General features: G+C 71.4%; 25 protein-coding genes. 19 read left to right on the top strand and 6 right to left on the bottom strand.

Annotated features, from left to right (window positions below; all coding sequences use genetic code 11):
• The first annotated feature begins 174 nt into the window (after positions 1-174).
• From proC to ACWDLG_RS02780, 5 genes are all read left to right on the top strand, one after another.
• On the top strand, positions 175-969 hold the full coding sequence (proC, locus tag ACWDLG_RS02800) for a pyrroline-5-carboxylate reductase (protein ID WP_354907832.1): 795 nt from the start codon (positions 175-177) through the stop codon (positions 967-969).
• A gap of 86 nt (positions 970-1,055) precedes the next feature.
• Positions 1,056-1,370, top strand: coding sequence for a hypothetical protein (locus ACWDLG_RS02795; RefSeq protein WP_449915287.1), 315 nt, complete (start codon positions 1,056-1,058; stop codon positions 1,368-1,370).
• Positions 1,371-1,415: 45 nt separating this feature from the next.
• On the top strand, positions 1,416-2,747 hold the full coding sequence (locus tag ACWDLG_RS02790) for an efflux RND transporter periplasmic adaptor subunit (RefSeq protein WP_449915286.1): 1,332 nt from the start codon (positions 1,416-1,418) through the stop codon (positions 2,745-2,747).
• Complete coding sequence (locus ACWDLG_RS02785) at positions 2,744-3,463, top strand: ABC transporter ATP-binding protein (RefSeq protein ID WP_449915285.1); 720 nt, start codon at positions 2,744-2,746, stop codon at positions 3,461-3,463. The genes ACWDLG_RS02790 and ACWDLG_RS02785 overlap by 4 nt, the downstream gene beginning before the upstream one ends.
• Positions 3,460-4,644, top strand: a complete 1,185-nt coding sequence (locus ACWDLG_RS02780; RefSeq protein WP_449915283.1) for an ABC transporter permease — start codon at positions 3,460-3,462, stop codon at positions 4,642-4,644. Before ACWDLG_RS02785 ends, ACWDLG_RS02780 begins: the two co-directional genes overlap by 4 nt.
• 163 nt (positions 4,645-4,807) lie before the next feature.
• On the opposite strand, the gene ACWDLG_RS02775 is transcribed toward ACWDLG_RS02780, so the two are convergent.
• Positions 4,808-5,452: a response regulator gene (locus ACWDLG_RS02775; RefSeq protein ID WP_449915281.1), complete on the bottom strand. Its 645-nt coding sequence runs from the start codon at positions 5,450-5,452 to the stop codon at positions 4,808-4,810.
• Complete coding sequence (locus ACWDLG_RS02770) at positions 5,449-6,543, bottom strand: sensor histidine kinase (protein WP_449915279.1); 1,095 nt, start codon at positions 6,541-6,543, stop codon at positions 5,449-5,451. Before ACWDLG_RS02770 ends, ACWDLG_RS02775 begins: the two co-directional genes overlap by 4 nt.
• Positions 6,544-6,660: 117 nt before the next feature.
• On the opposite strand from ACWDLG_RS02770, the gene ACWDLG_RS02765 reads away from it, so the two are divergent.
• From ACWDLG_RS02765 to ACWDLG_RS02725, 9 genes are all read left to right on the top strand, one after another.
• The gene (locus ACWDLG_RS02765; protein WP_449915276.1) at positions 6,661-7,824 is read left to right on the top strand and encodes an acetoin utilization protein AcuC; all 1,164 of its coding nucleotides are present in this window, start codon (positions 6,661-6,663) and stop codon (positions 7,822-7,824) included.
• Positions 7,825-7,992: 168 nt separating this feature from the next.
• Positions 7,993-8,775, top strand: a complete 783-nt coding sequence (locus ACWDLG_RS02760; protein WP_354907822.1) for a phosphatase — start codon at positions 7,993-7,995, stop codon at positions 8,773-8,775.
• Positions 8,776-9,087: 312 nt separating this feature from the next.
• Positions 9,088-9,291: a helix-turn-helix domain-containing protein gene (locus ACWDLG_RS02755; RefSeq protein WP_026214222.1), complete on the top strand. Its 204-nt coding sequence runs from the start codon at positions 9,088-9,090 to the stop codon at positions 9,289-9,291.
• A gap of 153 nt (positions 9,292-9,444) precedes the next feature.
• Positions 9,445-9,543: a 30S ribosomal protein bS22 gene (locus tag ACWDLG_RS02750; RefSeq protein WP_018654693.1), complete on the top strand. Its 99-nt coding sequence runs from the start codon at positions 9,445-9,447 to the stop codon at positions 9,541-9,543.
• 20 nt (positions 9,544-9,563) lie between these two features.
• Positions 9,564-10,544 carry an NAD-dependent epimerase/dehydratase family protein gene (locus ACWDLG_RS02745; protein ID WP_449915275.1) on the top strand — a complete coding sequence of 327 codons (981 nt, stop codon included), beginning with the start codon at positions 9,564-9,566 and terminating at the stop codon, positions 10,542-10,544.
• 23 nt (positions 10,545-10,567) lie between these two features.
• On the top strand, positions 10,568-11,437 hold the full coding sequence (locus ACWDLG_RS02740) for a lysophospholipid acyltransferase family protein (RefSeq protein ID WP_354907818.1): 870 nt from the start codon (positions 10,568-10,570) through the stop codon (positions 11,435-11,437).
• 109 nt (positions 11,438-11,546) lie between these two features.
• A complete protein-coding gene (locus ACWDLG_RS02735; protein ID WP_449915273.1) occupies positions 11,547-12,128 on the top strand; it encodes an RNA polymerase sigma factor in 582 nt (193 codons plus the stop codon).
• Positions 12,129-12,130: 2 nt separating this feature from the next.
• Complete coding sequence (locus tag ACWDLG_RS02730) at positions 12,131-13,186, top strand: LCP family protein (RefSeq protein ID WP_449915272.1); 1,056 nt, start codon at positions 12,131-12,133, stop codon at positions 13,184-13,186.
• 16 nt (positions 13,187-13,202) lie between these two features.
• Complete coding sequence (locus ACWDLG_RS02725) at positions 13,203-14,210, top strand: alpha/beta fold hydrolase (protein WP_449915271.1); 1,008 nt, start codon at positions 13,203-13,205, stop codon at positions 14,208-14,210.
• A 23-nt stretch (positions 14,211-14,233) separates the two neighbouring features.
• Here the strand turns inward: ACWDLG_RS02725 and ACWDLG_RS02720 are convergent, their stop codons facing one another.
• From ACWDLG_RS02720 to ACWDLG_RS02710, 3 genes are all read right to left on the bottom strand, one after another.
• Positions 14,234-15,106, bottom strand: a complete 873-nt coding sequence (locus ACWDLG_RS02720) for an HAD family hydrolase (protein WP_354907813.1) — start codon at positions 15,104-15,106, stop codon at positions 14,234-14,236.
• Between the two features lie 29 nt (positions 15,107-15,135).
• Positions 15,136-15,786, bottom strand: coding sequence for a DUF5667 domain-containing protein (locus tag ACWDLG_RS02715; protein ID WP_449915268.1), 651 nt, complete (start codon positions 15,784-15,786; stop codon positions 15,136-15,138).
• Positions 15,787-15,857: 71 nt separating this feature from the next.
• Complete coding sequence (locus ACWDLG_RS02710; RefSeq protein WP_449915266.1) at positions 15,858-16,508, bottom strand: sigma-70 family RNA polymerase sigma factor; 651 nt, start codon at positions 16,506-16,508, stop codon at positions 15,858-15,860.
• Positions 16,509-16,688: 180 nt separating this feature from the next.
• Between ACWDLG_RS02710 and ACWDLG_RS02705 the strand changes: the two genes are divergently transcribed.
• Positions 16,689-18,311 (top strand): antibiotic biosynthesis monooxygenase, encoded by a 1,623-nt coding sequence (locus tag ACWDLG_RS02705; RefSeq protein WP_449915265.1) that lies wholly within the window; start codon positions 16,689-16,691, stop codon positions 18,309-18,311.
• A 45-nt stretch (positions 18,312-18,356) separates the two neighbouring features.
• Here the strand turns inward: ACWDLG_RS02705 and ACWDLG_RS02700 are convergent, their stop codons facing one another.
• Positions 18,357-18,593, bottom strand: coding sequence for a glutaredoxin family protein (locus ACWDLG_RS02700; protein WP_449915263.1), 237 nt, complete (start codon positions 18,591-18,593; stop codon positions 18,357-18,359).
• A gap of 101 nt (positions 18,594-18,694) precedes the next feature.
• Between ACWDLG_RS02700 and ACWDLG_RS02695 the strand changes: the two genes are divergently transcribed.
• From ACWDLG_RS02695 to ACWDLG_RS02680, 4 genes are read left to right on the top strand one after another with little or no spacing between them, the layout of a single operon-like run.
• Entirely contained in the window at positions 18,695-19,381 is a 687-nt protein-coding gene (locus tag ACWDLG_RS02695; protein ID WP_354907807.1) for a redox-sensing transcriptional repressor Rex, read from the top strand.
• On the top strand, positions 19,378-20,634 hold the full coding sequence (locus ACWDLG_RS02690) for a glutamyl-tRNA reductase (protein ID WP_449915261.1): 1,257 nt from the start codon (positions 19,378-19,380) through the stop codon (positions 20,632-20,634). Before ACWDLG_RS02695 ends, ACWDLG_RS02690 begins: the two co-directional genes overlap by 4 nt.
• Before the next feature lie 23 nt (positions 20,635-20,657).
• Entirely contained in the window at positions 20,658-21,530 is an 873-nt protein-coding gene (hemC, locus tag ACWDLG_RS02685) for a hydroxymethylbilane synthase (RefSeq protein WP_449916172.1), read from the top strand.
• Positions 21,527-23,071, top strand: a complete 1,545-nt coding sequence (locus ACWDLG_RS02680) for a uroporphyrinogen-III synthase (RefSeq protein ID WP_449915259.1) — start codon at positions 21,527-21,529, stop codon at positions 23,069-23,071. The genes hemC and ACWDLG_RS02680 overlap by 4 nt, the downstream gene beginning before the upstream one ends.
• Positions 23,072-23,080 lie beyond the last annotated feature (9 nt).

The following is a 23,080-nucleotide window of genomic DNA, read 5'->3' as shown; positions in this document are numbered from 1 at the left end:
CTGAGCCCGGTCGTTATCCCGGGGCGGGCCGGTCGGGGATCCCCAGGGTCGGCGAAGTGGTCGTGGTCGAGTGTGCCGCTCCGGCGTGACCTCGCCAGGCCCGGCCTCGACGCCGTACCGGCCGCCGCCTTTTCCGGCGCGGTGCGGCCACGTCGGACTAGGTAGGCTGCCCGCATGATTGCGATTCTGGGAACCGGCAAGATGGGCGAGGCCCTGCTGTCGGGGCTGCTGCGGGCCGGGTTCAAGCCGGGCGACGTCCTGGCGACCGCGCGCAGGGAGGAGCGGGCCCAGGCGCTTCGGGAGACGTACGGCGTGCGGACCGTGTCGAACACCGAGGCCGCCAAGGCCGCCGACACGCTGATCCTCGCCGTCAAGCCACAGGACATGGCCGCCCTGCTGGCCGAGATCGCCCCCTACGTGCCCGCCGACAGGCTCGTCATCTCGGCGGCGGCGGGCATCACGACCGCGTTCGTCGAGCAGCGGCTCGGGGTGGACGTGCCGGTGGTCAGGGTCATGTCGAACACGCCGATCAAGTTCGACGAGGCGATGAGCGTGATCTCGGCCGGCGCGTACGCGGGTGAAGAGCACCTGCAGCGCACCGAGAACCTGCTCAAGCCGGTGGGCAAGGTGCTGCGGATCCCCGAGTCGCAGCAGGACGCGGCGACGGCGCTGTCGGGCAGCGGTCCCGCGTACTTCTTCTACCTGGTCGAGGCGATGGTGGACGCGGGCATCCTGCTCGGCATGCCGCGCGCCGCGGCGCTGGACATGGTCACGCAGTCGATCGTGGGAGCGGCGATCATGCTGCGTGACTCGGGGGAGCACCCGGTGATCCTGCGCGAGGCGGTGACCTCGCCCGGCGGTACGACCATCGCGGCGATCGCCGAGCTCGAACGGCACAGCGTGCGCGCGGCCTTCCTGGCCGCCATCGAGGCGGCCCGCGACCGCGGCCGCCAGCTCGCCTCCGGCTGACCGCAGGCTCCCGGCCTCACGCCCGTCCTGCGGTCGCCCCGCTGTTAGGAAACTGGGTCGTCTTCGGCATCACGCTGTTCGGCCCGTTGATCCCCCTCGGCTCCGAGCTGATCACCGGCGCGTACGGCGAGACCGCCTACGGCCTCGTCCTGTCGGCCGGCGGCGCGGGCACGATCGTCGGCGGCCTGGTCGCCCTGCGGGTCCGCCCGGCCAGGCCGCTGGCGGCGGGCGCGGCCGGGCTGCTGCTGTTCGCGCTGGAACCGCTGACGATCGCCCTCGGCGCGTCCCTCCCGGTCGTCATGGCGGGGCACGTGCTGGGCGGCGCCGCGTGGGCGTTCTGGTCGGTGATGTGGGCGACCAGCGTGCAGACCATGGTGCCGGGAAACGCGCTCACCAGGTAGGGGTACGGCAGGCGGTCGCCTGATGCGCCCTCTACGCTAGGCGGCGTGACGGTTCGTCGCGGTATCCCCCCGCTGCTCGTCCTGTTAGCGCTTACCGGCTGCACCGCCGAGGAGCCGCCTGCCTTCCAGCTCGCGCAGGTGCAGCGCGCCCCGGTCACGGAGGTCGTCGAGGCGCCCGCCACGATCGGTGCCAGGGCCACGGCCACGCTGCGCGCGCCCGCCCAGGGCACGGTGACCAAGCTGTACGTGCGTGACGGCGAGAAGGTCGCCAAGGGGCAGATCCTGGCCAGGATCCGGTCCCCGCAGGCCACCGACCAGCTCGCCCAGGCGCGCAGGGCGGCGCGTCCCGTGCCCGCCCCCTCGACGCCGCGCCTGGCGAGCATCGACACCAGCGCCTTCGACCGCAAGGTGGCCAGGCACTTCGCCAAGGCCAGGGCGGAGGCCCGCAAGGTGGACGACGCGGCCGCGCGCAGGCAGCTGCTGTCCGCCATCGACATGGCCGAGACGCAGCACAAGGCCAACAAGCAGGCGCTGTCGCAGATCACCGCGTCGCTCAGCCGTACCGTCAGCGGCTTCACCAGCGGGCTGACCGCCTCGATGTCGTCGCTGCAGGCGGCCTCGCGCACGCAGGCCAGGGTGGCGGTCAAGGCCGCCGAGTCCACGGTGAAGGCGCTCACCATCAAGGCGCCGTTCGGCGGCGTCGTCACGCTCGGGCGTCCTTCGGGCGGTGGCGGCTCCAGCGCGTTGAGCGGGCTGCTCGGGCAGATCCCCGGCGGGGCGGCGCCGCAGCTGCCCGCCGTACCGGCGGGCGGGTCGTCGGGCGGCGGCGCGCCGGTCGCGGTCGGCGTGCCGGTGTCGGCGGGCGACCCGATCGTGACGGTGACCGACGTGTCCAAGCTGACGCTCTCCGCCGACATCGACGAGACCGACGTGCTGCTGGTCAAGCCCGAGACCCGCGCGGAGATCGAGCTGGACGCGGTGCCCGGCGCGACCTACACCGCCACGGTGACGGGCGTCGGCATCCAGCCCATGGAGGCCACCACCGGCGGGGTCAGCTACCCCGTGCAGCTGTCCCTCGGCTCCGGCGCCTTCGACGACGGGTCCGCGGCGCCCACCCCCAAACCCGGCATGAGCGCGGTCGCCAGGCTGACCGTCCGCGAGGCGCCCTCCGCCGTCGCCGTGCCCGCCTCGGCGATCGTCTCGAGCGGGCGGGAGAGCGTCGTCTGGATCTCGTCCGCCGGTACGGCCCAGCGGCGCGTGGTCAAGCTCGGCGCCCAGGGCGACGCGATGGTCGAGGTCGTGAGCGGCCTGACCGTGGGCGAGCGCGTGGTGGTCAAGGGCGCCGACGCGGTACGGCAGGGCCAGCCGCTGTCATGACCCCCGCATTGGAGGCCGTCGACCTCACACGCTCCTACCAGCTCGAAGGCGTCTCCGTGGACGCCCTTCGCGGGGTGAGCCTGCGGATCGACCAGGGCGAGTTCGTGGCGATCGTCGGGCCGTCCGGGTCGGGCAAGTCGACGCTGATGCACCTGCTCGGCTGCCTCGACCGGCCCACGTCGGGCGCGCTGCGGGTGAACGGCACCGAGATGTCCACCCTGTCCGACACCGCGCTCGCCGAGCTGCGCAACAGTACGATCGGGTTCGTCTTCCAGTCGTTCCACCTGCTCGGCCGGACGTCGGCCGTGGACAACGTGGCGCTGCCGCTGGTGTACCGCGGGGTGGGGAAGGCCGAACGGCGGACGCGGGCGCGGCGGGCGCTGGAGGCGGTGGGGCTGGGGCACCGGCTCGACCACCGGCCCTCGCAGATGTCGGGCGGTGAACAGCAGCGGGTGGCGATCGCGCGGGCGCTGGTCGGCGAGCCGTCGGTGCTGCTGGCCGACGAGCCGACCGGGAACCTGGACACCCGCAACGGGGATGAGGTGATGGCGATCCTCGACCGGCTGAACGCCGACAGCGGGGTGGCCATCGTGCTGGTCACCCACGAGCCGGACATCGCGGCCCACGCGCGCCGCCAGATCCACGTGCGCGACGGCCGGGTGGAGCTGGACACCGCGCACCGGCCCGCCGCGACCGGCGAGGAGGCAGGCGCGTGAGGGGCGCGGAGGCGTTCTTCATGGCGCTGGAGGCCCTCAGGGTCAACCGGCTGCGCAGCACGCTCACCATGCTCGGCGTCATCATCGGCGTCCTCGCCGTCGTCGTCCTCGTCGCCATCGGCTCCGGCGCCAAGAACGCCATCGAGCGCGAGATCTCCGGCCTGGGCAGCAACATCATCCTTGTCGTCCCCGGCCAGCTCAGCGTCGGCGCCGTCCCGACCCAGAGCAGGATGAACCTGTCGGACGCCGCCTACGTCCGCCGCGTCGTCGGCGACCCGGGAAAGGTGACCGTCTCCGTCCAGTCCGGCGAGACCGTGCGCGTCGGCAGGAAGGATGCCTTCGTCACGATCGTCGGCACGGACGAGAACCTGCCCAACATCTTCCAGCGTCCCCTCGACCGCGGCCGCTACCTGACCGAGACCGACGTCGACACCCGGCGCAGGGTCGCGGTGCTGGGCGCGGAGGTGGCCGACGAGATGTTCGGCGACGTCGACCCCGTGGGCCGCCAGATCACCGTCTCGGGCGCCCGCTTCCGCGTGGTCGGCGTCTACACGACGGTCGGCGCGACCTTCGGGGTGGCCCGCGACAAGGAGGTGCACGTCCCCGTCACCACCGCGCAGCGGCTGATCGGCGCCAGCAGGATCAACGGGATCGCGGTCGGCGCCTCGGGCCCCGACGAGATCGAGCCGCTCCAGCGGAAGGTCGTCGCCGCCCTGGGCGAGCGGTATCCGGGCGAGCGCTTCTCCGCCGTCACCCAGACCCAGCTGCTCGGCACCATCGGCAGCGTCCTCGGCATGCTCACCGGCGTGCTCGCCGCCATCGCGGGCATCTCGCTGCTGGTGGGCGGGGTCGGCGTGTCCAACATCATGCTCGTCAGCGTCCGCGAACGCACCCGGGAGATCGGCCTGCGCAAGGCGCTCGGGGCGCGCCAGCGCGACATCCTCGCCCAGTTCCTCATCGAGGCCGTGCTGCTGACCACCATCGGCGGCCTGGTCGGCATCCTGCTGGGTGTGGGCGGCGCGCTGGCCATCCAGGCGCTCACGCCGGTGCCCGCCGCCATCACCTGGTGGTCGATCGCGCTGGCGTTCGGGGTGTCGGCCGCGGTGGGCGTCTTCTTCGGGGTCGCCCCTGCACGCCGGGCGGGCCGCCTCGACCCGGTCATCGCCCTGCGCGCCGAGTGACCCGCGCGAGGCCCGGTCATCGCCCTGCGCGCCGAGTAACTCGGGCGAGGCCCGGTCATCGCCCCGCGCGCCGAGTGACCCGGGCGAGGCCCGGTCATCACCCTGCCGCCGAGTGACTCGCGCGGGATCCGAGGGTCGATGGCCGGTCAGGCGTCGCGCTGCTTCAGCCCCCGGGGGTGACCAGCCCGCGCTCGTAGGCGACGATCACCGCCTGCGCCCTGTTGCTGACGTCGATCTTGGCGAACACCGCGGTCACGTGGTTCTTCACGGTGCTCGGCGAGACGGCGAGCCGTTCGGCGATCTCGGCGTTGGACAGGCCTTTCGCGATGAGCACGAGCACCTCCTGCTCCCGCGCGGTGAGCCCGTCGATCTCCGCGCGCGGCCGGCCCCCGCGGACGTAGGTGCGGATCAGTCCGGTCAGCAGGCGCGGCGCGACGGCCGCCGCGCCGCCGTGGACCACCCTGACGGCCTCGACCAGTTCCTCGGGCGAGACGTCCTTCGGCAGGAAGCCGTCGGCTCCGGCTCTGAGCGCCGTCACGACGTTCTCGTCCAGGTCGAAGGTGCTCAGCATGAGGATCTTGGTCTGCGCGAACTCGGCGACGATGGCCGACGTCGCCTCGATGCCGTCCACGCCGGGCATGTGCAGGTCCATGATGACCACGTCGGGGCGCAGCTCGCGGCAGCGCGCCACGGCGGCGGCGCCGTCGCCCGCCTCGCCGACCACGGAGATGTCGGGCTGGGCGTTCAGCATGAGCCGGTATCCGGTCCTGACGAGGGCGTGGTCGTCCACGAGCAGCACGGTGATCACAGCGGAAGCCTCGCACGGACCTCGAAGCCGCCGACCTCGCGGGGCCCGGTGAACAGCTGCCCGCCGCAGAGCGCCACCCGCTCGGCCATGCCCGCCAGCCCGAAGCCGCCGGGGGAGGACGAGGGCCCGGCCGTACCGTCGTCCAGCACCTCGACCTCGACCGCCCGCTCCTCGTAGCTGATCCGTACGGTGGCCCGCGCCCCGCGCGTGTGCTTGCGGGTGTTGGTGAGCGCCTCCTGCACGATCCGGTAGACGGCCAGGTCGATCGCCGCGGGCAGCGGCACGGGCGTGCCGTCCACCGCCAGGCTCGCCGGCAGCCCCGCCGCGCCGGCCTGCTTGACCAGCGCGGGCAGCCCGGCCGCGCCCGCCCCGGTCGCCTCGCCGCCGCCGGGGCCGTCGGCCCGCAGCACGTCGAGCAGGTGCCGCATCTCCGTCAGCGCCTGCCTGGCGGTCTGCTCGGCCGACAGCAGCGCCTCGCGGGCCTCCGGCGGATCCGGGGGCATGACCGCGCGCGCCCCGCCGACCAGCGCGTTGATCACGCTGAGGTGGTGGGCGACGACGTCGTGCAGCTCGCGGGCGATACGGCGGCGCTCCGCGCGGACCGCCTCGTCGGCGCGCTCCCTGGCCGAACGCTCGCGCAGCTCGACACGTGCCCTGACGAGCTGCCCCACGCCCACGGCCACCAGGTAGGAGGCGATGGCCAGGCTCTCCGTGGGCGTCCTCACCGCGAGGGCGATGCCGTAGGCGGTGGCGAGCGCGACAGCGGTGACCAGCGTCCTCCTGCCCTCGGTGTAGCGGCCGAGGCTGTAGAGGGCGATCAGCGCGGTGGCGGCCACCGAGTTGGTGCCGGTGAGGGTGCCGACGACGTCGAGCGCGGCGACGGCGACGGCGACGGGGATCGGGTGGCGGCGCCGGGCGAGAAGAGGGAGAGCGGAGGCCAGGAGCATGGCCCCGCCGGCGACGAGGGGCGGATCGCCGACGAGTCCGGCGACGAGGCCGACCACGGCGATGGTGCCGAGCACGATGACCAGCGTCGCGTCGAACACCTCGGGACGGCCGAAGAACCGCCATATCGCCCGCCCTACGCGCATGGCCTGAACCCTAACCAGTCGCCGCGGTCGCCGCGGGTCTCCGGGCGGCGGGGCCGGAGAGTGGATCATGTGGTGCGGGTTTCGCCCGGGTCACCGGCACTGCGGTAACGTCGGCGCATGAGCGAGTCGGTGCGAGTCGTCTGGGACGACGCCCTCACTGCCTATGATTTCGGCCCGGGTCACCCCCTCGCTCCCATCAGGGTCGAGCTGACCATGGCGCTGGCCCGCGAGCTCGGCGTTCTCGACCGGACCGAGGTCGTCGGCTGCGTACCGGCCACCGACGACGAGCTGGCCCTCGTCCACAAGCGTGACTACATCGAGGCGGTCAAGCGCGTCTCGGCGGACGGCCGTCCTGACCTGGCCGCGGGCCTCGGCACGCCGGACAACCCGTCCTTCGCGGGCGTCCACGAGGCCTCCGCGCTCATCGCGGGCGCCTCGCTGGCCGCCGCCCGCACGGTCTGGGAGGGTACGGCCGAGCACGCCGTCAACATCGCCGGCGGCCTGCATCACGCCATGGCCAACGTGGCCAGCGGCTTCTGCGTCTACAACGACCCCGCCGTGGCGATCGCCTGGCTGCTGGCGCAGGGCGCCTCGAAGGTCGCCTACGTCGACGTCGACGTCCACCACGGCGACGGCGTCCAGGCGCTCTTCTACGACGACCCCCGCGTGCTGACCGTCAGCCTGCACGAGAGCCCCCGCACGCTCTTCCCCGGCACGGGATGGCCGCAGGAGACCGGCGCGGAGGGCACCGCGGTCAACGTGGCGCTGCCCGCGGGGTGCGGCGACGAGGGCTGGCTGCGCGCCTTCCACGCGGTCGTACCGCCGCTGCTGAGAGAGTTCGCGCCCGAGATCCTGGTGACCCAGCACGGCTGCGACAGCCACGCGCTCGACCCGCTGGCCCACCTGATGCTGAGCGTCGACGGCCAGCGCGCCGCCTATGCCGCGCTGCACCGCCTGGCCCACGAGACGGCCGGCGGGCGCTGGATCGTCACCGGAGGCGGCGGTTACGAGCTGGTCCAGGTGGTGCCGCGGGCGTGGACGCACCTCATCGCCGAGGTGTCGGGCCATCCCGTCGACCCCTCGACGAGGACGGGCGCGGCCTGGCAGGCCCTGGTGCGCGAGCGGACGAGGGAGACGCCGCCGCTCACCATGACCGACGGGCGCACCCCGGCGTTCAAGGACCTGTCGGGCGGCTACGACCCGGCCGACGCCGTCGACCGCGCGATCATGGCGACGCGGCAGGCCGTCTTCCCCTACCACGGCCTCGATCCGATGCCCTGACGCCGCGGACCCAGCAGTTCGTGAGCGTGCCTACGACGTGCCCGGGCGCCCGACGTGAGCGTGCCTACGACGCGCCCGGGTGCCCGAGTCGTCGGAATTTCGCGGCCTGTGCGGTGGTTCAGACCATTCGTGGGCCGTTAGGCTCCGACAGGTGGGAAGGAGAGTCCATTGCTGACCCGCGACGAACTCCGCGAGCACCTGATCAGGACGCGCATCGCTGGAGATGTGGCCACCAGCAGGGAGAACAATCTCGACCACTACCGGTCCGTCGCGAACCGAGACCCTTACTTCCTCTTCGGCCTGACCAGTCTCGAGAACTGGTCCTACCGCGACGTCCTCGCCCAGATGGCCAAGTCGGCGGGTGTCGTCGCCGATCCCGGGCATCGCGAGGGCCAGGACACCATCGATCCCGAGCGCACGATCGACGCGCTCGACCTCATGGCCGACCGCATCGTCGGCGTGCTGGCCAGGCCGGCGCCGCGCGTGCTGTTCGCCACGGGGCATCCGACCGGTCTGCTCGCCATCCACCTGCCGCTGGCCGCGGCCGTGGCGGCCAGGGGCGCGACGCTGCTGAGCCCCGCCGAGGGCTGGACCTACTGGGGCGCCGGCTTCGGCAGGAAGCGCAAGATCCGCTACCTGGGCGACGTGGCGATGCTCGACGACCGGGGCGGCTTCGTGCACACGCATGACTCGGCGCCCATGGAGGCGATGCTGGCCGAGCTCGGCGACGCGCGTCCCGATCTGGTGATCGCCGATCACGGCTGGGCGGGAGCGGCCGGAGAGGCGGGCATCCCGACCGTCGGGTTCGCCGACAGCAACGACCCCGCGCTCTTCCTGGGCGAGGCCGAGGGCAAGATCGACGTGGTCGTCCCACTCGATGACAATGTGCTACCGCGCTATTACGCGCCGTTGACCGATCGGCTCGTCACACGAGTCTCACGAGCCCTTTGAGTCGAATTCGGCCCTCCCTATACCGTCTTTTCGCGCCTGCATTCCAAGAGGCTCGTCGTCCCTTTGCCAACTTTTGAGGGGCGCCGGGCGACTCTTATGTGTACGAACATAGACAGGTAGCACGTCCAGGCGAGGGGCACGGCCCGGCTGCTGGCCAGCAATTTCGCTGGTTTCGCTGACAGGCGGCTCCGATGACTGAGAAAGTAGGGGGTTTGCGCACTCGGAGTCCCGACTTACGCTGACGGCAGTACACGTGCGTGAGCAATGGCACCAGTGGGGATAACCCGGAAACACGTGCGGAAGAGGCGTCCGATGGGTGCAGGCGAAAGACCTCTCAGCGAGGTGAAGTTCCTGACCGTTGCCGAGGTGGCCACGGTCATGCGGGTGTCCAAGATGACGGTGTACCGGTTGGTGCACTCTGGCGAGCTGCCGGCCATCAGGGTCGGGCGCTCGTTCCGAGTTCCCGAGCAGGCGGTCCACGACTACCTCAGGGAGGCGTACATCGAGGCTGGGTAAGCCCGAGAGGTAGCGGTGTGATCGGTGGTCACATCGCGAGTGTTGCCACACGGTCACCCCCAGGGGGCGATCTACCGTGGATCGCCGGTAGTCTGTTGACCGGTGTGCGCTCGCACACCGATTCAGCCTTGCTATCAGTTACCTGGGGGTCCCGTGGGCTCTGTGATCAAAAAGCGCCGCAAGCGGATGGCCAAGAAGAAGCACCGCAAGCTGCTGAAGAAGACGCGCATCCAGCGTCGTAACAAGAAGTAGCCGCAGTCTGTGAGGCGCCGATGACCCACACCGTGCTTGTCACCGGGGTCTCGCGCCACGTCGGCGCCCGAGTGGCGAGCGTTCTCGCGGCGGACCCGGGCATCAGTCGCGTCATCGGAGTGGACACCGTGCCGCCGCCCTCGCTCACCCGAGATGGCGGCATCTCCCTCGGCCGGACGGAGTTCGTCCGGGTGGATCTTCGCAGCCCCGACATCGCTCAGGTGATCGCGGCGGCGGACATCGACATCGTTGTGCACATGAGCCTGGTCAGCGCTCCCTCGGGCAGCGCGGGCCGAGCCTCCATGAAAGAGCACAACGTGATCGGCACCATGCAGTTGCTCGGTGCCTGTCAGCGGTCGTCGACCGTGCGCCGCGTGGTGGTGCGTTCCACCACCGCGGTCTACGGCTCGTCGCCCAAGGATCCGGCGGTGTTCACCGAGGACGTCGTACCTCACGACAGCCCGTCTCATGGCTATGCCAAGGACGCGGCCGAGGTCGAAGGCTATGTCCGGGGCTTCGCGCGCCGCCGTCCCGATGTGACGGTGTCGACGCTGCGTTTCGCGAACTTCATGGGTCCCGGCGTCGACTCGCCGCTGACGCGTTATTTCAGCCAGTCCGTCCTGCCGTCCGTGTTCGGTTTCGACCCCCGGCTGCAGTTCGTCCACGAAGACGACGCGGTCGAGGTGTTGCGGCGGATGGCGCTGGACGACCACCCCGGCACGTACAACGTGACCGGGGAAGGCGTGCTTCTGCTGTCGCAGTGCGCGCGCCGGGCGGGCGCCATCACCCTCCCGCTCCTCTCGCCCGCCTTCCGCCTGCTGGGCGAGGCCGCTCGCGGCGCGGGCCTGGTCGACTTCTCGCCGGAGCAACTGCGGCTGCTGTGTCACGGCAGGGTCGTCGACGGCGCCAAGCTCGCGGCCGAGCTCGGCTGGAAGCCCAAGTTCACCACCGCGGCGGCTTTCGACGACTTCCTGCGGTCGAGGAGAGGTGTCCGGAGTTGAGCGCTTCGCCCGAAGAACGTCGGGTGATTCCCATCACCGATGCGCCCTCCTACGCGGGAGAGGACCACGACGACGCGATCGCCCGCCTGCTGGCCTTCCTGCGCCGCCGGATCGCCGGCGAGTACGAAGTGGACGAGTTCGGCTACGACTCCGAGCTCACCGACAAGGTCCTGCTGGAGCTGATCAGGCCGCTCTACCACCGGTGGTTCCGGGTCGAGACCGTCGGCCTGGACAACATCCCGGCCGACAGCGGCGCGCTGATGGTCGCCAACCACTCGGGCACGCTCCCCGTCGACGCCCTGATGATGCAGGTGGCCGTCCACGACGAGGGCGGGCGGGCGCTGCGACTGCTCGGCGCCGACCTGGTCTACCAGCTTCCGGTGCTCGGCCACCTGTCCCGCAAGACCGGCCACACCCTGGCCTGCCCCGAGGACGCCGACCGCCTGCTGCGCAAGGGCGAGCTCGTCGGCGTGTTCCCCGAGGGCTTCAAGGGCGTCGGCAAGCCGTTCTCCGAGCGATACCAGCTGCAGCGTTTCGGCAGGGGCGGCTTCGTCGCGTCCGCCATCCGCGCCGGCGTGCCGATCGTGCCCACGGCGATCGTCGGGGCGGAGGAGATCTATCCCAAGATCGGCGACCTGCGCTTCCTCGCGCGCCTGCTCGGCCTGCCGTACCTGCCGATCACGCCGCTGTTCCCGTGGTTCGGACTGTTCGGCCTGATCCCGCTGCCGTCGAAGTGGATGATCGAGTTCGGCGAGCCGATCAGGACCGACACCTTCGAGCCGGCCGCCGCCGACGACCCCATGCTGGTCTTCGAGCTCACCGACCACGTCCGCGAGGTCGTCCAGCAGCTGCTCACGGCCCTGCGCCTGCGCCGCGGTCACGCCTTCTTCTGAGCCCCCCGGTACGGCACGCCGCACCCCTCGCGGAGGGCGCGTGAACCCGGATCGCCCCTGAGGGAGAGATACCGGGGACCGCGTCGATTCCACGAAGGGGGCCGGCCTGTTGACCGCGCCAACTCCTGTCGGGTTCAGGGACGACGAGCTGATCCGTGGCTCCCTGGCCGACCCTGAACAGTTCGCCGAGCTGTTCGACCGCTATGCGGGAATGCTGTACCGCTACGTCTCCCGGCGCCTGGGGCCCGAACCGGCCGATGACCTGGTCGGCGAAACCTTCCTGATCGCCTTCGCCAAGCGCAAGAAATACGACATGTCCTACACGGATGCGCGGCCGTGGCTGTTCGGCATCGTCACCAAGCTGCTCGCGCGCCACCACCGCAGGGAGGCCACCAGGTATCGGGCGCTGCTGCGGGTGCCGGCGGACGAGGTGGTGGAGTCGCCCGTGGAGCGGGTGCTGACGGGCGTGACGGCGCAGGCGGCGCGGCCGCTGCTGGCCGGCGCGCTCGCCGCGCTGCCCGCGAGGGACAGGGACGTCCTGCTGCTGATCGCCTGGGGCGATCTGGCCTACGAGGAGGTGGCGCAGGCGCTGTCCATCCCGGTCGGCACCGTGCGCTCCCGCCTCAACCGAGCGCGCAGGAAGGTCCGCGCCGCGCTCGGCGACACCAACCCGATGCTGGAGGAGGCGTGACCATGGACGACCTGAGGATGCTCCGCGACCTCGGCGACGAGTTGGAGCACGAGCCGCCCGCCACGCTGGCCGGCCGGCGCCGGAGCTTCATGGAGCGCCGCCCCCGCCGAGGGTTCAGGCTGGGCGGCTGGCCGATGCTGGGCCTGGCCGCCGTCGCGACCGCGGCGGCCGTCGCCGTCCCGATGGTGGTGCTCAAGGGTGGCGACCAGCTCACGGCCGGTACGGTGGCCCCGCCCGCGGGCGCGCGCCCGGCCAAGTCCGGCCAAGCGATCAACGTGCTGCTCGTCGGCTCCGACACCCGCGAGGGCGAGGCCAACGCGAAGTACGGCCCGATCCAGTCCAGGACCGGGGTGGGCGCCCGAGCGGACACGATCATCCTGCTGCACCTGTCGGCCGACGGGAGGAGCGCGGACGCGGTCAACCTGCCCCGCGACTCGATGGCGGAGCTGCCCTCCTGCGCGGGCGCGCCGGGCGGGCAGCGGATGCTCAACGCCGCGCTCGACGCCGGTGGCCTGCGGTGCGTGTGGGAGAGCGTCGAGAAGCTGACGAAGGTCAGGATCGACCACGCGGTGGAGGTGGACTTCGCCGGTTTCAAGACGATGGTCGACGCCGTCGGGACGGTGCGCGTGAAGGTGGACACCCCGATCGACGACAGGAAGTCGAAGCTGAAACTGCCCGCGGGGGAGCACGAGCTCAACGCGGAGCAGGCGCTGGGCTACGTCAGGCTCCGCGACTACGCCGACGGCAGCGACCTGTCGCGCATCAAGCGCCAGCACGGTTTCCTGGCCGCGATGGCGGCGGAGGTGCGGAGCGACCCGGCCAAGCTCGCCGCGCTCATCCGGGCCGCGAGCGAGGCGGTGACGACCGACGACGGGCTCGGTGTGAGCCAGATGGCCGACATCGCGAGGGGCGTGTCGGGCGCGAAACTGCACTTCTCCACCGTCCCGGTCGAACCACATCCGCAGGACCGCCACCGACTGCAGTGGAAGCAGCCCGAGGCTGGCCGGCTGTTCCAGGCCATCGCCGACGACCAGCCTATTGGACTAGCAGTCCAGTAAAAGTTATCGTCTGCGCATGAGAGCGTGGACGATCGCGGCAGGGGTGCTGGCGGGTGTGGCCATCGGGGCGGTCGCGGCCCGCGGGCGGCGCGCCCCTCACCCGGTGACGGCGCGAGGACGGGCCCTCACCGTCACCACCCCTGACGGCGTACGGCTGGCCGTGGAGGTCGACGAGCCCGACGCTCCGGCGTACGCCGTCGTGTTCGCCCACGGCTGGGTGCTCACCAGGCACTCGTGGCACTTCCAGCGGGAGGCGCTGGCCGGACGCGCGATGCTCGTCGGCTACGACCAGCGGGGGCACGGCGACTCCGGCGAGGGACCCGCCGACCGCCGCACGATCGAGCAGCTCGGCGAGGACCTGCACGCCGTCATCGAGGCCGTCGTGCCCCCGGAACTGCCCGTGGTGGTGGTCGGCCACTCGATGGGCGGGATGACGGTGATGGGCCTGGCCGCTTCCCGTCCCGCGCTGTTCGGCTCCCGCATCGTCGGCGCGGCGCTGGTCAGCACGTCGTCCGGCCGGCTGGGCGAGAGCACGTTCGGCCTGCGCGGCCCGCTGGGCAGGCTGGCGCCGCGGGTGACCCCCCTCGTCATGAACGGGCTGCGGGACTCCATGATCAACCCGATGACGACACTGCCCGTCACCCGCTTTCTCGCCTTCGGCCCGCGCAGGGAGCACCTGCGCTTCGTCAACCGCATGATCGCCGGTACGCCGGCTTCGGTGATGGCGGGCTTCTTCCACGGCATGCTCGCCCACGACAAGCTGGCGGCGCTGCAGGCGCTGGCCTCGGTGGAGACGCTGGTGCTGGTCGGCGCGCTCGACCGGCTCACACCGCCGGAGCACAGCCGCAGGATCGCCGCGGCGCTGCCGTCGGCCAGGCTGGTGGTGGTGCCGGGAGCGGGGCACATGGTCGGGCTGGAGAACCCCACGGCGGTCAGCCTGGAGTTGGCCGCCCTGCTGGAACGCTGCGCCGCGCGACCGCCGGTTCCCCGGCCACCCGAAGGCGCGGGTGCCGCCGACCTGTGAGCCTCCCGCGTGGGGGCGGCGGGTCAGCCGGAGCGGTGCTGGCGGCGCAGCGCGATGCCCGCGGCGATGCCGCCCGCGACCGCGCCCACCCCGGCCGCGATCGGCAGGGCGGTCAGCGTGGCCTTGCGTCCCGTGCGGAAGTCGCGGATCGGCCAGTTGTGCTTCTTGGCGTGCTCGCGCAGCTCCGAGTCGGGGTTGATGGCCACGGCCCGGCCGACCAGCGACAGCATCGGCAGGTCGTTGGCCGAGTCGCTGTAGGCGGTGCAGCGGGTCAGGTCGAGGCCCTCGCGGCGGGCCAGCGCCCGCACCGCCTCGGCCTTGGCGGGGCCGTGCAGCAGGTCGCCGACCAGGCGGCCGGTGTAGACGCCGTCCTGCGACTCGGCCACCGTGCCGAGGGCGCCGGTCAGGCCCAGCCGCTGGGCGATGACCCTGGCCAGCTCGACAGGGGTGGCGGTGACCAGCCAGACGCGCTGCCCGGCGTCGAGGTGCGACTGGGCCAGCGCCCGGGTGCCCGCCCAGATCCGGTCCGACATCGTCTCGTCGTAGATCTCCTCGCCGAGCCGTACGACGTCGTCGACCTTGCTGCCCGCGACGAAGGCCAGCGCGGTCTCGCGAGCCACCGCGATGTGCTCGGGGTTCTCGTTGCCGCGCAGCCGGAAGACCGCCTGGCCGACCGCGAACTTCAGCAGGTCGGACGTGGTGAACATGCCGCGCGTGGCGAGGCCGCGGGCGAAGTGGTAGATCGAGGCTCCGCGCATCATCGTGTTGTCGACGTCGAAGAAGGCCGCGGCCTGCATGTCGGGCTCGGGGGGAACGGTGGCCACCGCGGCGGCTGCCGCCACCTCGCCGGCAATCTCCGCCTCAGCCGCCCGATGCCGTCGTAGTAGCCGCCTCATAGCCCCTCAGCTTAACCGGGAAGTATTGACTAGCCGTTAGGCAGCCGCAGCCCGTCGATGTAGTCGAGGTAATCGTTGGCCTGCTGCTGGTCGACGTCGTTGAGCTGCTCCAGCATCGGGTCGACCTTCTCGTGCTGCTCGGCCACGAAGTCGTCGATCTTCGACTGGTCGCGGGGCACCGCCCGGTCCATCCGCTCGATCGCCGAGCGGGTGCTCTCCTCCATCTCCTGGAGCGTGGCGCCGACGTGCGGGCCGCCGCCGCCCGCGTCGAGCAGCGCCGCCAACTCCTCGGCCCGCTCGCTCGCGGCGTCGAGGGCGCCGCCCGCCTTGTCGGGGTTCAGCTCCATCACCGCGCCCTCCGCGGCCCGTTTGAGCGGGTAGAGCATGTCGCCCGGCACCGCGCGGTAGGTCACGATCGTCGACAGCGTCATCGCCGTCGCGAGGCCGGCCGCCAGCACAGGGGAGAGCCAGCGCAGCGATCCACGACGGCGCGCGGGCGGCGCCGCGGTGGCCGGTCCAGGCGCCAGGGTCTCGGACAGCAGCGTCTCGCGCAGCCTGGCTCTGAACGCGGGGTCGGGCCCGCCTCCCAGGGGGAGGTTCGCGCCGAGGTCGGTCAGCTGTCCGAGGAGGGCATCAGCGTCATGATCGGACAGCCGGCGATGGAATGGCGACCTACCCATGAACGCTCCCTGCCGCCCCCGCATGTCGATCCACTGGTGATACCTGCCTAACGACCTGCCGCGGGGTGAGGTTACGCCAGATCCGGCTTGAGAGCCCTGGCCAGCGATCGGATCGCTCGGAACTGCAGCGCTTTGATCGCTCCACTCTTCTTCCCCATGATCAGTGCGGTCTCCGCCAGTGACAGGCCGTGCAGGAACCTCAGGACCACGCACTCCTGCTGCTCGGGATTGAGCTCCCGTACGGCGCGCAGCACGCGGTCGTTGATGATCGCCGTGACGACGGCGTTCTCAGGGATGTGCTCGCCGTCGACGGGGACGTCGAGCACCTCCGCCGTGGTGACCTCGAGGCGGTAGCGACCGGACTTGAAATGATCGGTGACCAGGTTCCGGGCGATGGTCACGAGCCAGGCGCCGAAGTCACGACCCTGCCAGGTGAAGTCGGTGATTCGGCGAAGCGCGCGCAGGAAGGTCTCGCTGGTGAGATCCTCGGCGAGGGGATGGGAGCCGACTCTGAAGTAGATGTACCGGTAGACGAGGTCGAGATAGCGGTCGTAGAGCGTTCCGAAAGCGTCGTTGTCGCCGGCTTTGGCCCGTAAGACCAGTGCGCGCAGCTCATTGTGATCGGTGTCCGGCACGTCTTCACGTACAGCAAGCTCGCCCGTCCGGGCTCCTCCGAGTGCGGAGGAGGGAAGTAGCCCGGCGAACGACCACGAGTCAGGCATCCGGTATCCCTAGGGGTAAGGGGTGCGGCGTGCTCGAACACTCTAGAAATCAACTGGAAATTCCACAATCCGCACAGGGTGCGTCATGGCTACCAGTAACCGGCGGATACCGTGTGGACCGACCCGCTTCCCTCTTCGGCTACCGGTTGGGAGGTAATGTCCGGCAGCATTGGGGGCACCATGGAACTCCTCGTCGCAGTGATCGCGTTCGCCGGTGCCCTCCTCGCCGGGATCGCCGCGTTCGCCCTGGTACGCCGTTTTCAGGAAGACCGTGACGGCTGGCTGATCGCCTGGACCGTGGCCGCGATCGCCTTGTGCCTCTCGCTCGCCGCCGTCGGGCTCGGCACGCTGCAGACCTTCGGGCCGCTCACCTTCCGGCTCTACCAGCTGTTCGGGGCGCTGCTGGCGCCGCTGTGGCTGGCCATCGGCCTCGTCCAGCTGCTGGCGGAGAAGGGCAGGGCCAGCTTCGCCACCTGGCTGCTGGGCATCGCCGTCACCATCGTCTCCGGCTACATCCTGATCCTCGACCCCGTGATCGAGGAGGCCAAGCTCAAGAACACGGTCCTGCCGTCCGGCAGCCTGCACTGGGGTCTGGTCGCCGGATCGGTCCTGACGGGCGTCCACGCGCTCGTCGTCCTGGTGATGCTCGGCTGCCTGGTGATGGCGGGCCTGCGCTGGCGCAAGGGCGACGAGTACGACACCGACAACCTGCACGCCAGCCTGGTCGTCGGGCCCAGCGCCATCGCGCTGGTCGGCGCCGTGCGGTTCAGCGTGCCGGCGGTCTTCACCGTCGCGCTGCTCGTCGTGGCCGCGGCCGGTGTCTGGTACTCCGTGCTGCGCCCGCTGGCGCCGTACGAGGACGAGGAGGAGGGCGAGATCGCCGAGGAGCAGTGGGAGTCCCGTCCCGCCGGCCGCAGGGCCGCGAGGGAGCCCGCCGTGCCGCCGCCGGCCGTTCAGCAACCGGCGGTCCAGCAGCCGGCCGTCCAGCAGCCGGCGCAGCCCCGCAGGTCGGGTCTCGGCGATCTGGTCGCCGAGTACCGCGCCGGCGAGCAGGAGGTCGACTACGCCGCCCGCATGGATCCCTTCGCCTCGGGTCCTGCCACCGGCACGTTCATGTCCAACGGCGCCGACGGCCGCTACGGCCAGCTCCCGCCCAGCGGCCCCCAGGGCGGTCACCACGCGGCCACCCCGGCCGGCTCCCACGCGAGCCCGCACACCGGCCCGCACTCCATGCCGGGCGGCCACGCGAGCCCGCACACCGGCCCGCACTCCATGCCGGGCGGCCATCCGCCGGAGACCGGCATGTTCGGCGTGCCCGAGGGCCTGGCGGCGGCATCACCCGGCTACGGCGGGCACGCCCGCGAGCCCGAGTACAGCATGCCCGCCACCGGCGCCGTCTACCCCGGCGCCGAGATCCCCGGCTTCTCGACCGGCTCCACCACGGTTCCCGCCGGCGGCGGTTCGCGGCCCTCGCCGAGCATCTACGGCCTGCTGACCGTGTTCACGATCATGGACGGCTCCGGCGAGGCCTTCGACCGGCTGGCCGAGCAGACCGTGGAGGCCGTCCGGCGCAGCGAGCCCGACACGCTGGTCTACGCCTGCCACGCGGTCAAGTCGGCCCCGCTGCAGCGCATCGTCTACGAGCTGTACCGCGACGAGGTCGCCTACGCCGACCACCAGCGCCAGCCCCACATGGAGCGCTTCCTGACCGATCGCCAGTCGATGGTGCTGGCCACCAACGTCATCGAGCTCAGTGTCAACGCGGCCAAGGTCGTGCCGCTGCCGACCGCCTTCCAGGTCTGAGGCGGGCCGTCCGCGCAGGTCGGCCGCGCAGGTCAGCCGGACAGGTCAGCCGGACAGGGCCGCGCGCAGGCGCTCCTCGGAGACCCGCCAGAAGTCGTGCTGCACCCCGTCGACGAGAGTGACGGGAATCATCTCCCAGTACTTCTCGGTCAGTTCGGGCGAGGAGTTGATGTCGACCTCCTCCCACGGGACGCCCGTGTCCGCCGCCACCCTGGCGATGATCGCGCGGGCGTCGTCGCACAGGTGGCAGCCTGGCTTGCCCAGCAATGTGATGCGGTGCATCCCCTCAGCCTAGCCACGACTTTGTGCGTCGGTTCACAAAGGGATTAATCTGAAAGGCGGCCCGATTACTGATACCGCAGCCCAAGGAGCCTCGGCACGTGATGCGTCAGTCCCAACCGCGTGACCGCGGCATCCCCGAGGCGACGGTGGCCAGACTCCCCCTGTACCTGCGCGCCCTCAACGGGATGGCCGAGCGCGGCATCGCGACGGTGAGCTCGGAGGACCTGGCGGCCGCGGCGGGCGTCAACTCGGCCAAGCTGCGCAAGGACCTGTCACACCTCGGCTCCTACGGCACCCGCGGCGTAGGCTACGACGTGGAGTATCTCGTCTACCAGATCTCGAGGGAGCTCGGTCTCACCCAGGACTGGGCCGTCGCGATCGTCGGAGTCGGTAACCTCGGCCGGGCGCTCGCCAACTACGGGGGCTTCGTCTCCAGGGGTTTCCGCGTCGCCGCGCTGCTCGACGCCGACCCCGAAATCGTGGGCGACGACATAGCGGGGTTGAATGTTGAGCACATCGACGAGCTGGAAGCCGTCATCAAGAGGCGTGGGGTGTCGATCGTCGTGCTGGCCACCCCGGCGGCCGCGGCGCAGGAGTTGTGCGACCGCGTGGTCGCGGCGGGGGTGACCAGCATCCTGAACTTCGCCCCTGTCGTGCTCTCTGTGCCTGACACTGTCGATGTCCGTAAGGTCGACCTGTCGATCGAGCTGCAGATCCTCGCGTTCCATGAGCAACGCAAAGCGGATCGGATGAGTGGGGGGCCGTTGATGGCCGTGGACAGCCAGTGAGCGTTCTTGCGATCGGACTGAGTCACCGGACCGCTCCGGTGTCGCTGCTCGAGCGCGTGTCGGTGTCCGGCGACGCGCTGGTCAAGCTGATGCAGGACGTTCACAGGGAGGTGAACGTCGCCGAGGTCATGGTGATGTCGACCTGCAACAGGGTCGAGGTCTACACCGCGGTGGACAGGTTCCACGCGGCCGTGACCGCCGTCACCACCCTCCTGTCCACGCACTCGGGCGTCCCCGTCGACGAGCTGACCCCGCACCTCTACGTGCACTACGAGGACCGCGCGGTCGAGCACCTGTTCACCGTCGCCGCCGGCCTCGACTCCATGGTCGTCGGCGAGGGCCAGATCCTCGGCCAGACCCGCCAGGCGCTGCGGCTCGCCCAGGAGCAGGGCACCGTCGGCGCGACCCTGAACGAGCTGGCCCAGCAGGCGCTGCGCGTCGGCAAGCGGGCCCACGCCGAGACGGGCATCGACCGCGCGGGCGCCTCGCTCGTCACCGCGGGCCTGTCCTTCGCGGGTGACCTGACCGGCAGGCGCGCCCTGGTCGTCGGCGCCGGCGCGATGAGCGGCCTGGCCGTCGCCACGCTGGCGCGGGTCGGCATCACCGACGTCGTGGTCGCCAACCGCACCTACGACAAGGCCGTACGGCTGGCCGAGTCGGTCGGCGGCAGGGCCGTGCAGCTGTCGGAGGTCTCCTGCGAGATCGGCGACGCCGACCTCGTCATCTCCTGCACGGGCGCGGGACACCACGTCATCACGCCCGACATGGTCGAGGGCCCGGCCTTCCTGCTGGACCTCGCGATGCCGCACGACATCGACCCCGCCGTCCGCGCCGTCGACGGCGTCACCCTGGTCGACCTGGAGACGATCCAGCGGTCCGGTGTCGGCGCCGGCGAGCGCGACGCGGTCGAGGCGGTCCGGCGGCTGGTCGCCCAGGAACTCGAGGCGTTCCTGTCGGCCGAGCGCGCCGCCCGCGTCACCCCGACGGTGGTGGCGCTGCGCAGCAAGGCGGCCGACGTCGTCGAGGCCGAGCTCGGCAGGCTGATGATGCGCCTGCCCCACCTGGACGGCCGGGCCCGCGACGAGGTGGCGCAGACCGTCAGGCGCGTGGTGGACAAGCTGCTCCACGAGCCGACCGTGCGTGTCAAGCAGCTCGCGGCCTCGCCCGCGGGCGATCATTATGCCGAGGCTCTGCGCGAGCTGTTCGATCTCGATCCCACGGTGCCCGAAGCCGTGAGAGGGGTGGACCTGTGAAGCTCGGCACCCGCCGCAGCCTGATGGCGACGACCCAGTCGCAGATGGTCGCCGACCTCTACACGGAGAAGACCGGCCAGGCCATCGAGCTGGTCGGCATCACGACGTTCGGCGACGTGTCCAAGGCCCAGCTGTCGCAGCTCGGCGGCACCGGCGTGTTCGTCAGCGCCCTGCGTGACAAGCTCGTCACGGGCGAGGTCGACTTCGCCGTCCACTCGCTCAAGGACCTGCCGACCAAGCAGGACCCCCGCTTCGTGGTCGCGGCGCTGCCGGTGCGCCATGACGTCCGCGACGCGCTGGTGGGCCGGACGAAGTTCGCCGACCTGGCGCCCGGCGCCAAGGTCGGCACCGGGTCGCCCCGGCGCATCGCGATGCTGCGCGCCCTGCGCGACGACCTCGACTACGTGCCGATCCGCGGCAACGCCGACACGCGCATCGGCAAGGTCACCTCGGGCGAGCTCGACGCGGTCGTTCTGGCCGCCGCGGGCCTGACCCGCATCGGCAGGGTGTCCGAGATCTCCCAGATCTTCGAGGTCGAGGAGATGCTGCCTGCTCCCGGTCAGGGCGCTTTGGCCGTAGAGTGCCTCTCGACCAGGTCTGACCTGGTCGACTTCCTCAGCGTGCTCGACGACCCGCGGACCAGGTCCGCGGTGACGGCCGAGCGCGCGGTGCTGTCCGCTCTCGAGGCGGGATGCTCGGCCCCGGTCGGCGCGTTCGCCCTCGACGACGGGCACACGCTGAATTTGACCGCGACGGTCGTCGCCCTCGACGGCCGGGAAGCGGTGCGCAAGTCCGCCGCCGGTTCTCCTTCGGAGGCCATGGAGCTGGGCCGCGATCTCGCGGCCACCATGATCGCTGAGGGGGCCGACAGATTGATGGGGGAGCAGTCCCATTGAGCCCCGATAGTCCGACCGCTGCTTTCGTCGCCTTCGTGGGCGCGGGTCCAGGCGACGCAGGCCTGCTCACGCTCCGTGGCGCCGAACTCCTGGGCAAGGCCGACGCCGTCGTCCTCGACCAGGAGGCCTTCGGCCCTCTTCTCAAGCACTGCAAGGAAGGCGTCGAGGTCGTCCAGGACGACTTCGTCAAGCGCGCCAAGGCAGGGCAGCTCGTCGTACGGCTGTGCGAGGGCGATCCGATGCTGTTCTCCTCGATCACCGAGGAGGTCGCGGCGTGCGCCGCGGCCGAGGTGGACTTCGAGATCGTGCCCGGTGTCCCGCCCGCCACGGCCGTGCTCGCCTACGCGGGCATCCCGCCCGCCTCCGACGTCCCCGAGTTCAGGATCGTCGACGCCGCGCAGGAGCAGGACTGGGCCGCCCACGCCGCGTGCACGGGCACGCTGGTCGTCTACAACGGGATCGAGCAGGCCGTCGCGATCGGCAAGGCGCTGATCGCCAACGGCAAGCCCGACTCCACGCCCGTCGCGGTGAGCAGCGCCGGCACCACGACCGAGCAGTTCACCGTCGCCACCACGCTGGGCCGGCTGCAGCCCGACCTCAAGCACGCCGGGTTCACCGAGCCCGCGCTCATCGTGGTCGGCGAGGCGGTCGGCCTGCGCGACAGGCTGTCGTGGTTCGAGACCAAGCCGCTGTTCGGCTGGCGCGTGCTGGTGCCGCGCACCAAGGAGCAGGCCGCGGGCCTGTCGGAGCAGCTGCGTTCCTACGGCGCGGTGCCGGAGGAGGTGCCGACCATCTCGGTCGAGCCGCCGCGCACCCCGCAGCAGATGGACCGCGCGATCAAGGGCCTGGTCACGGGCCGCTACGAGTGGGTCGCCTTCACCAGCGCCAACGCCGTCAAGGCGGTGCGGGAGAAGTTCGAGGAGTACGGCCTGGACGCCCGCGCCTTCGCCGGGCTCAAGGTCGCCGCCGTGGGCGAGGCCACCTCGCGGGCCCTGGTCGACTTCGGCGTCAAGCCCGACCTGCTGCCCTCGGGCGAGCAGTCCTCCGAGGGTCTGGTCGCCGAGTGGCCGCCGTACGACTCGATGCTCGACCCGATCAACAGGGTCCTGCTCCCGCGTGCCGACATCTCCACCGACACGCTGGTGGCCGGGCTGACGGAGCTGGGCTGGGAGTGCGACGACGTCACGGCCTACCGCACCGTCCGCGCCGCGCCGCCGCCCGCGCCGATCCGCGAGGCGATCAAGGGCGGCGGGTTCGACGCCGTCCTGTTCACCTCGTCCTCGACGGTGCGCAACCTGGTCGGCATCGCCGGCAAGCCGCACAACGTCACGGTGATCGCGGTCATCGGCCCGCAGACCGCCAAGACGGCCGAGGAGTTCGGGCTGCGCGTCGACGTGATGGCCGACAAGCCGTCGGCTTCGGCCCTGGCCGCCGCGCTGGCCGAGTACGGTCGTAAGCAGAGGCAGGCGGCGCTGGAGGCGGGCGACGTCCCGCGCAGGCCGTCGCAGAACCGCAGGGGAGCGCGCAGGCGCGCCAAGTAACCCCGTCCC

Source organism: Nonomuraea sp. NPDC003727, from assembly GCF_053586935.1.
This window is presented reverse-complemented; position numbering and strand designations above follow the sequence as displayed.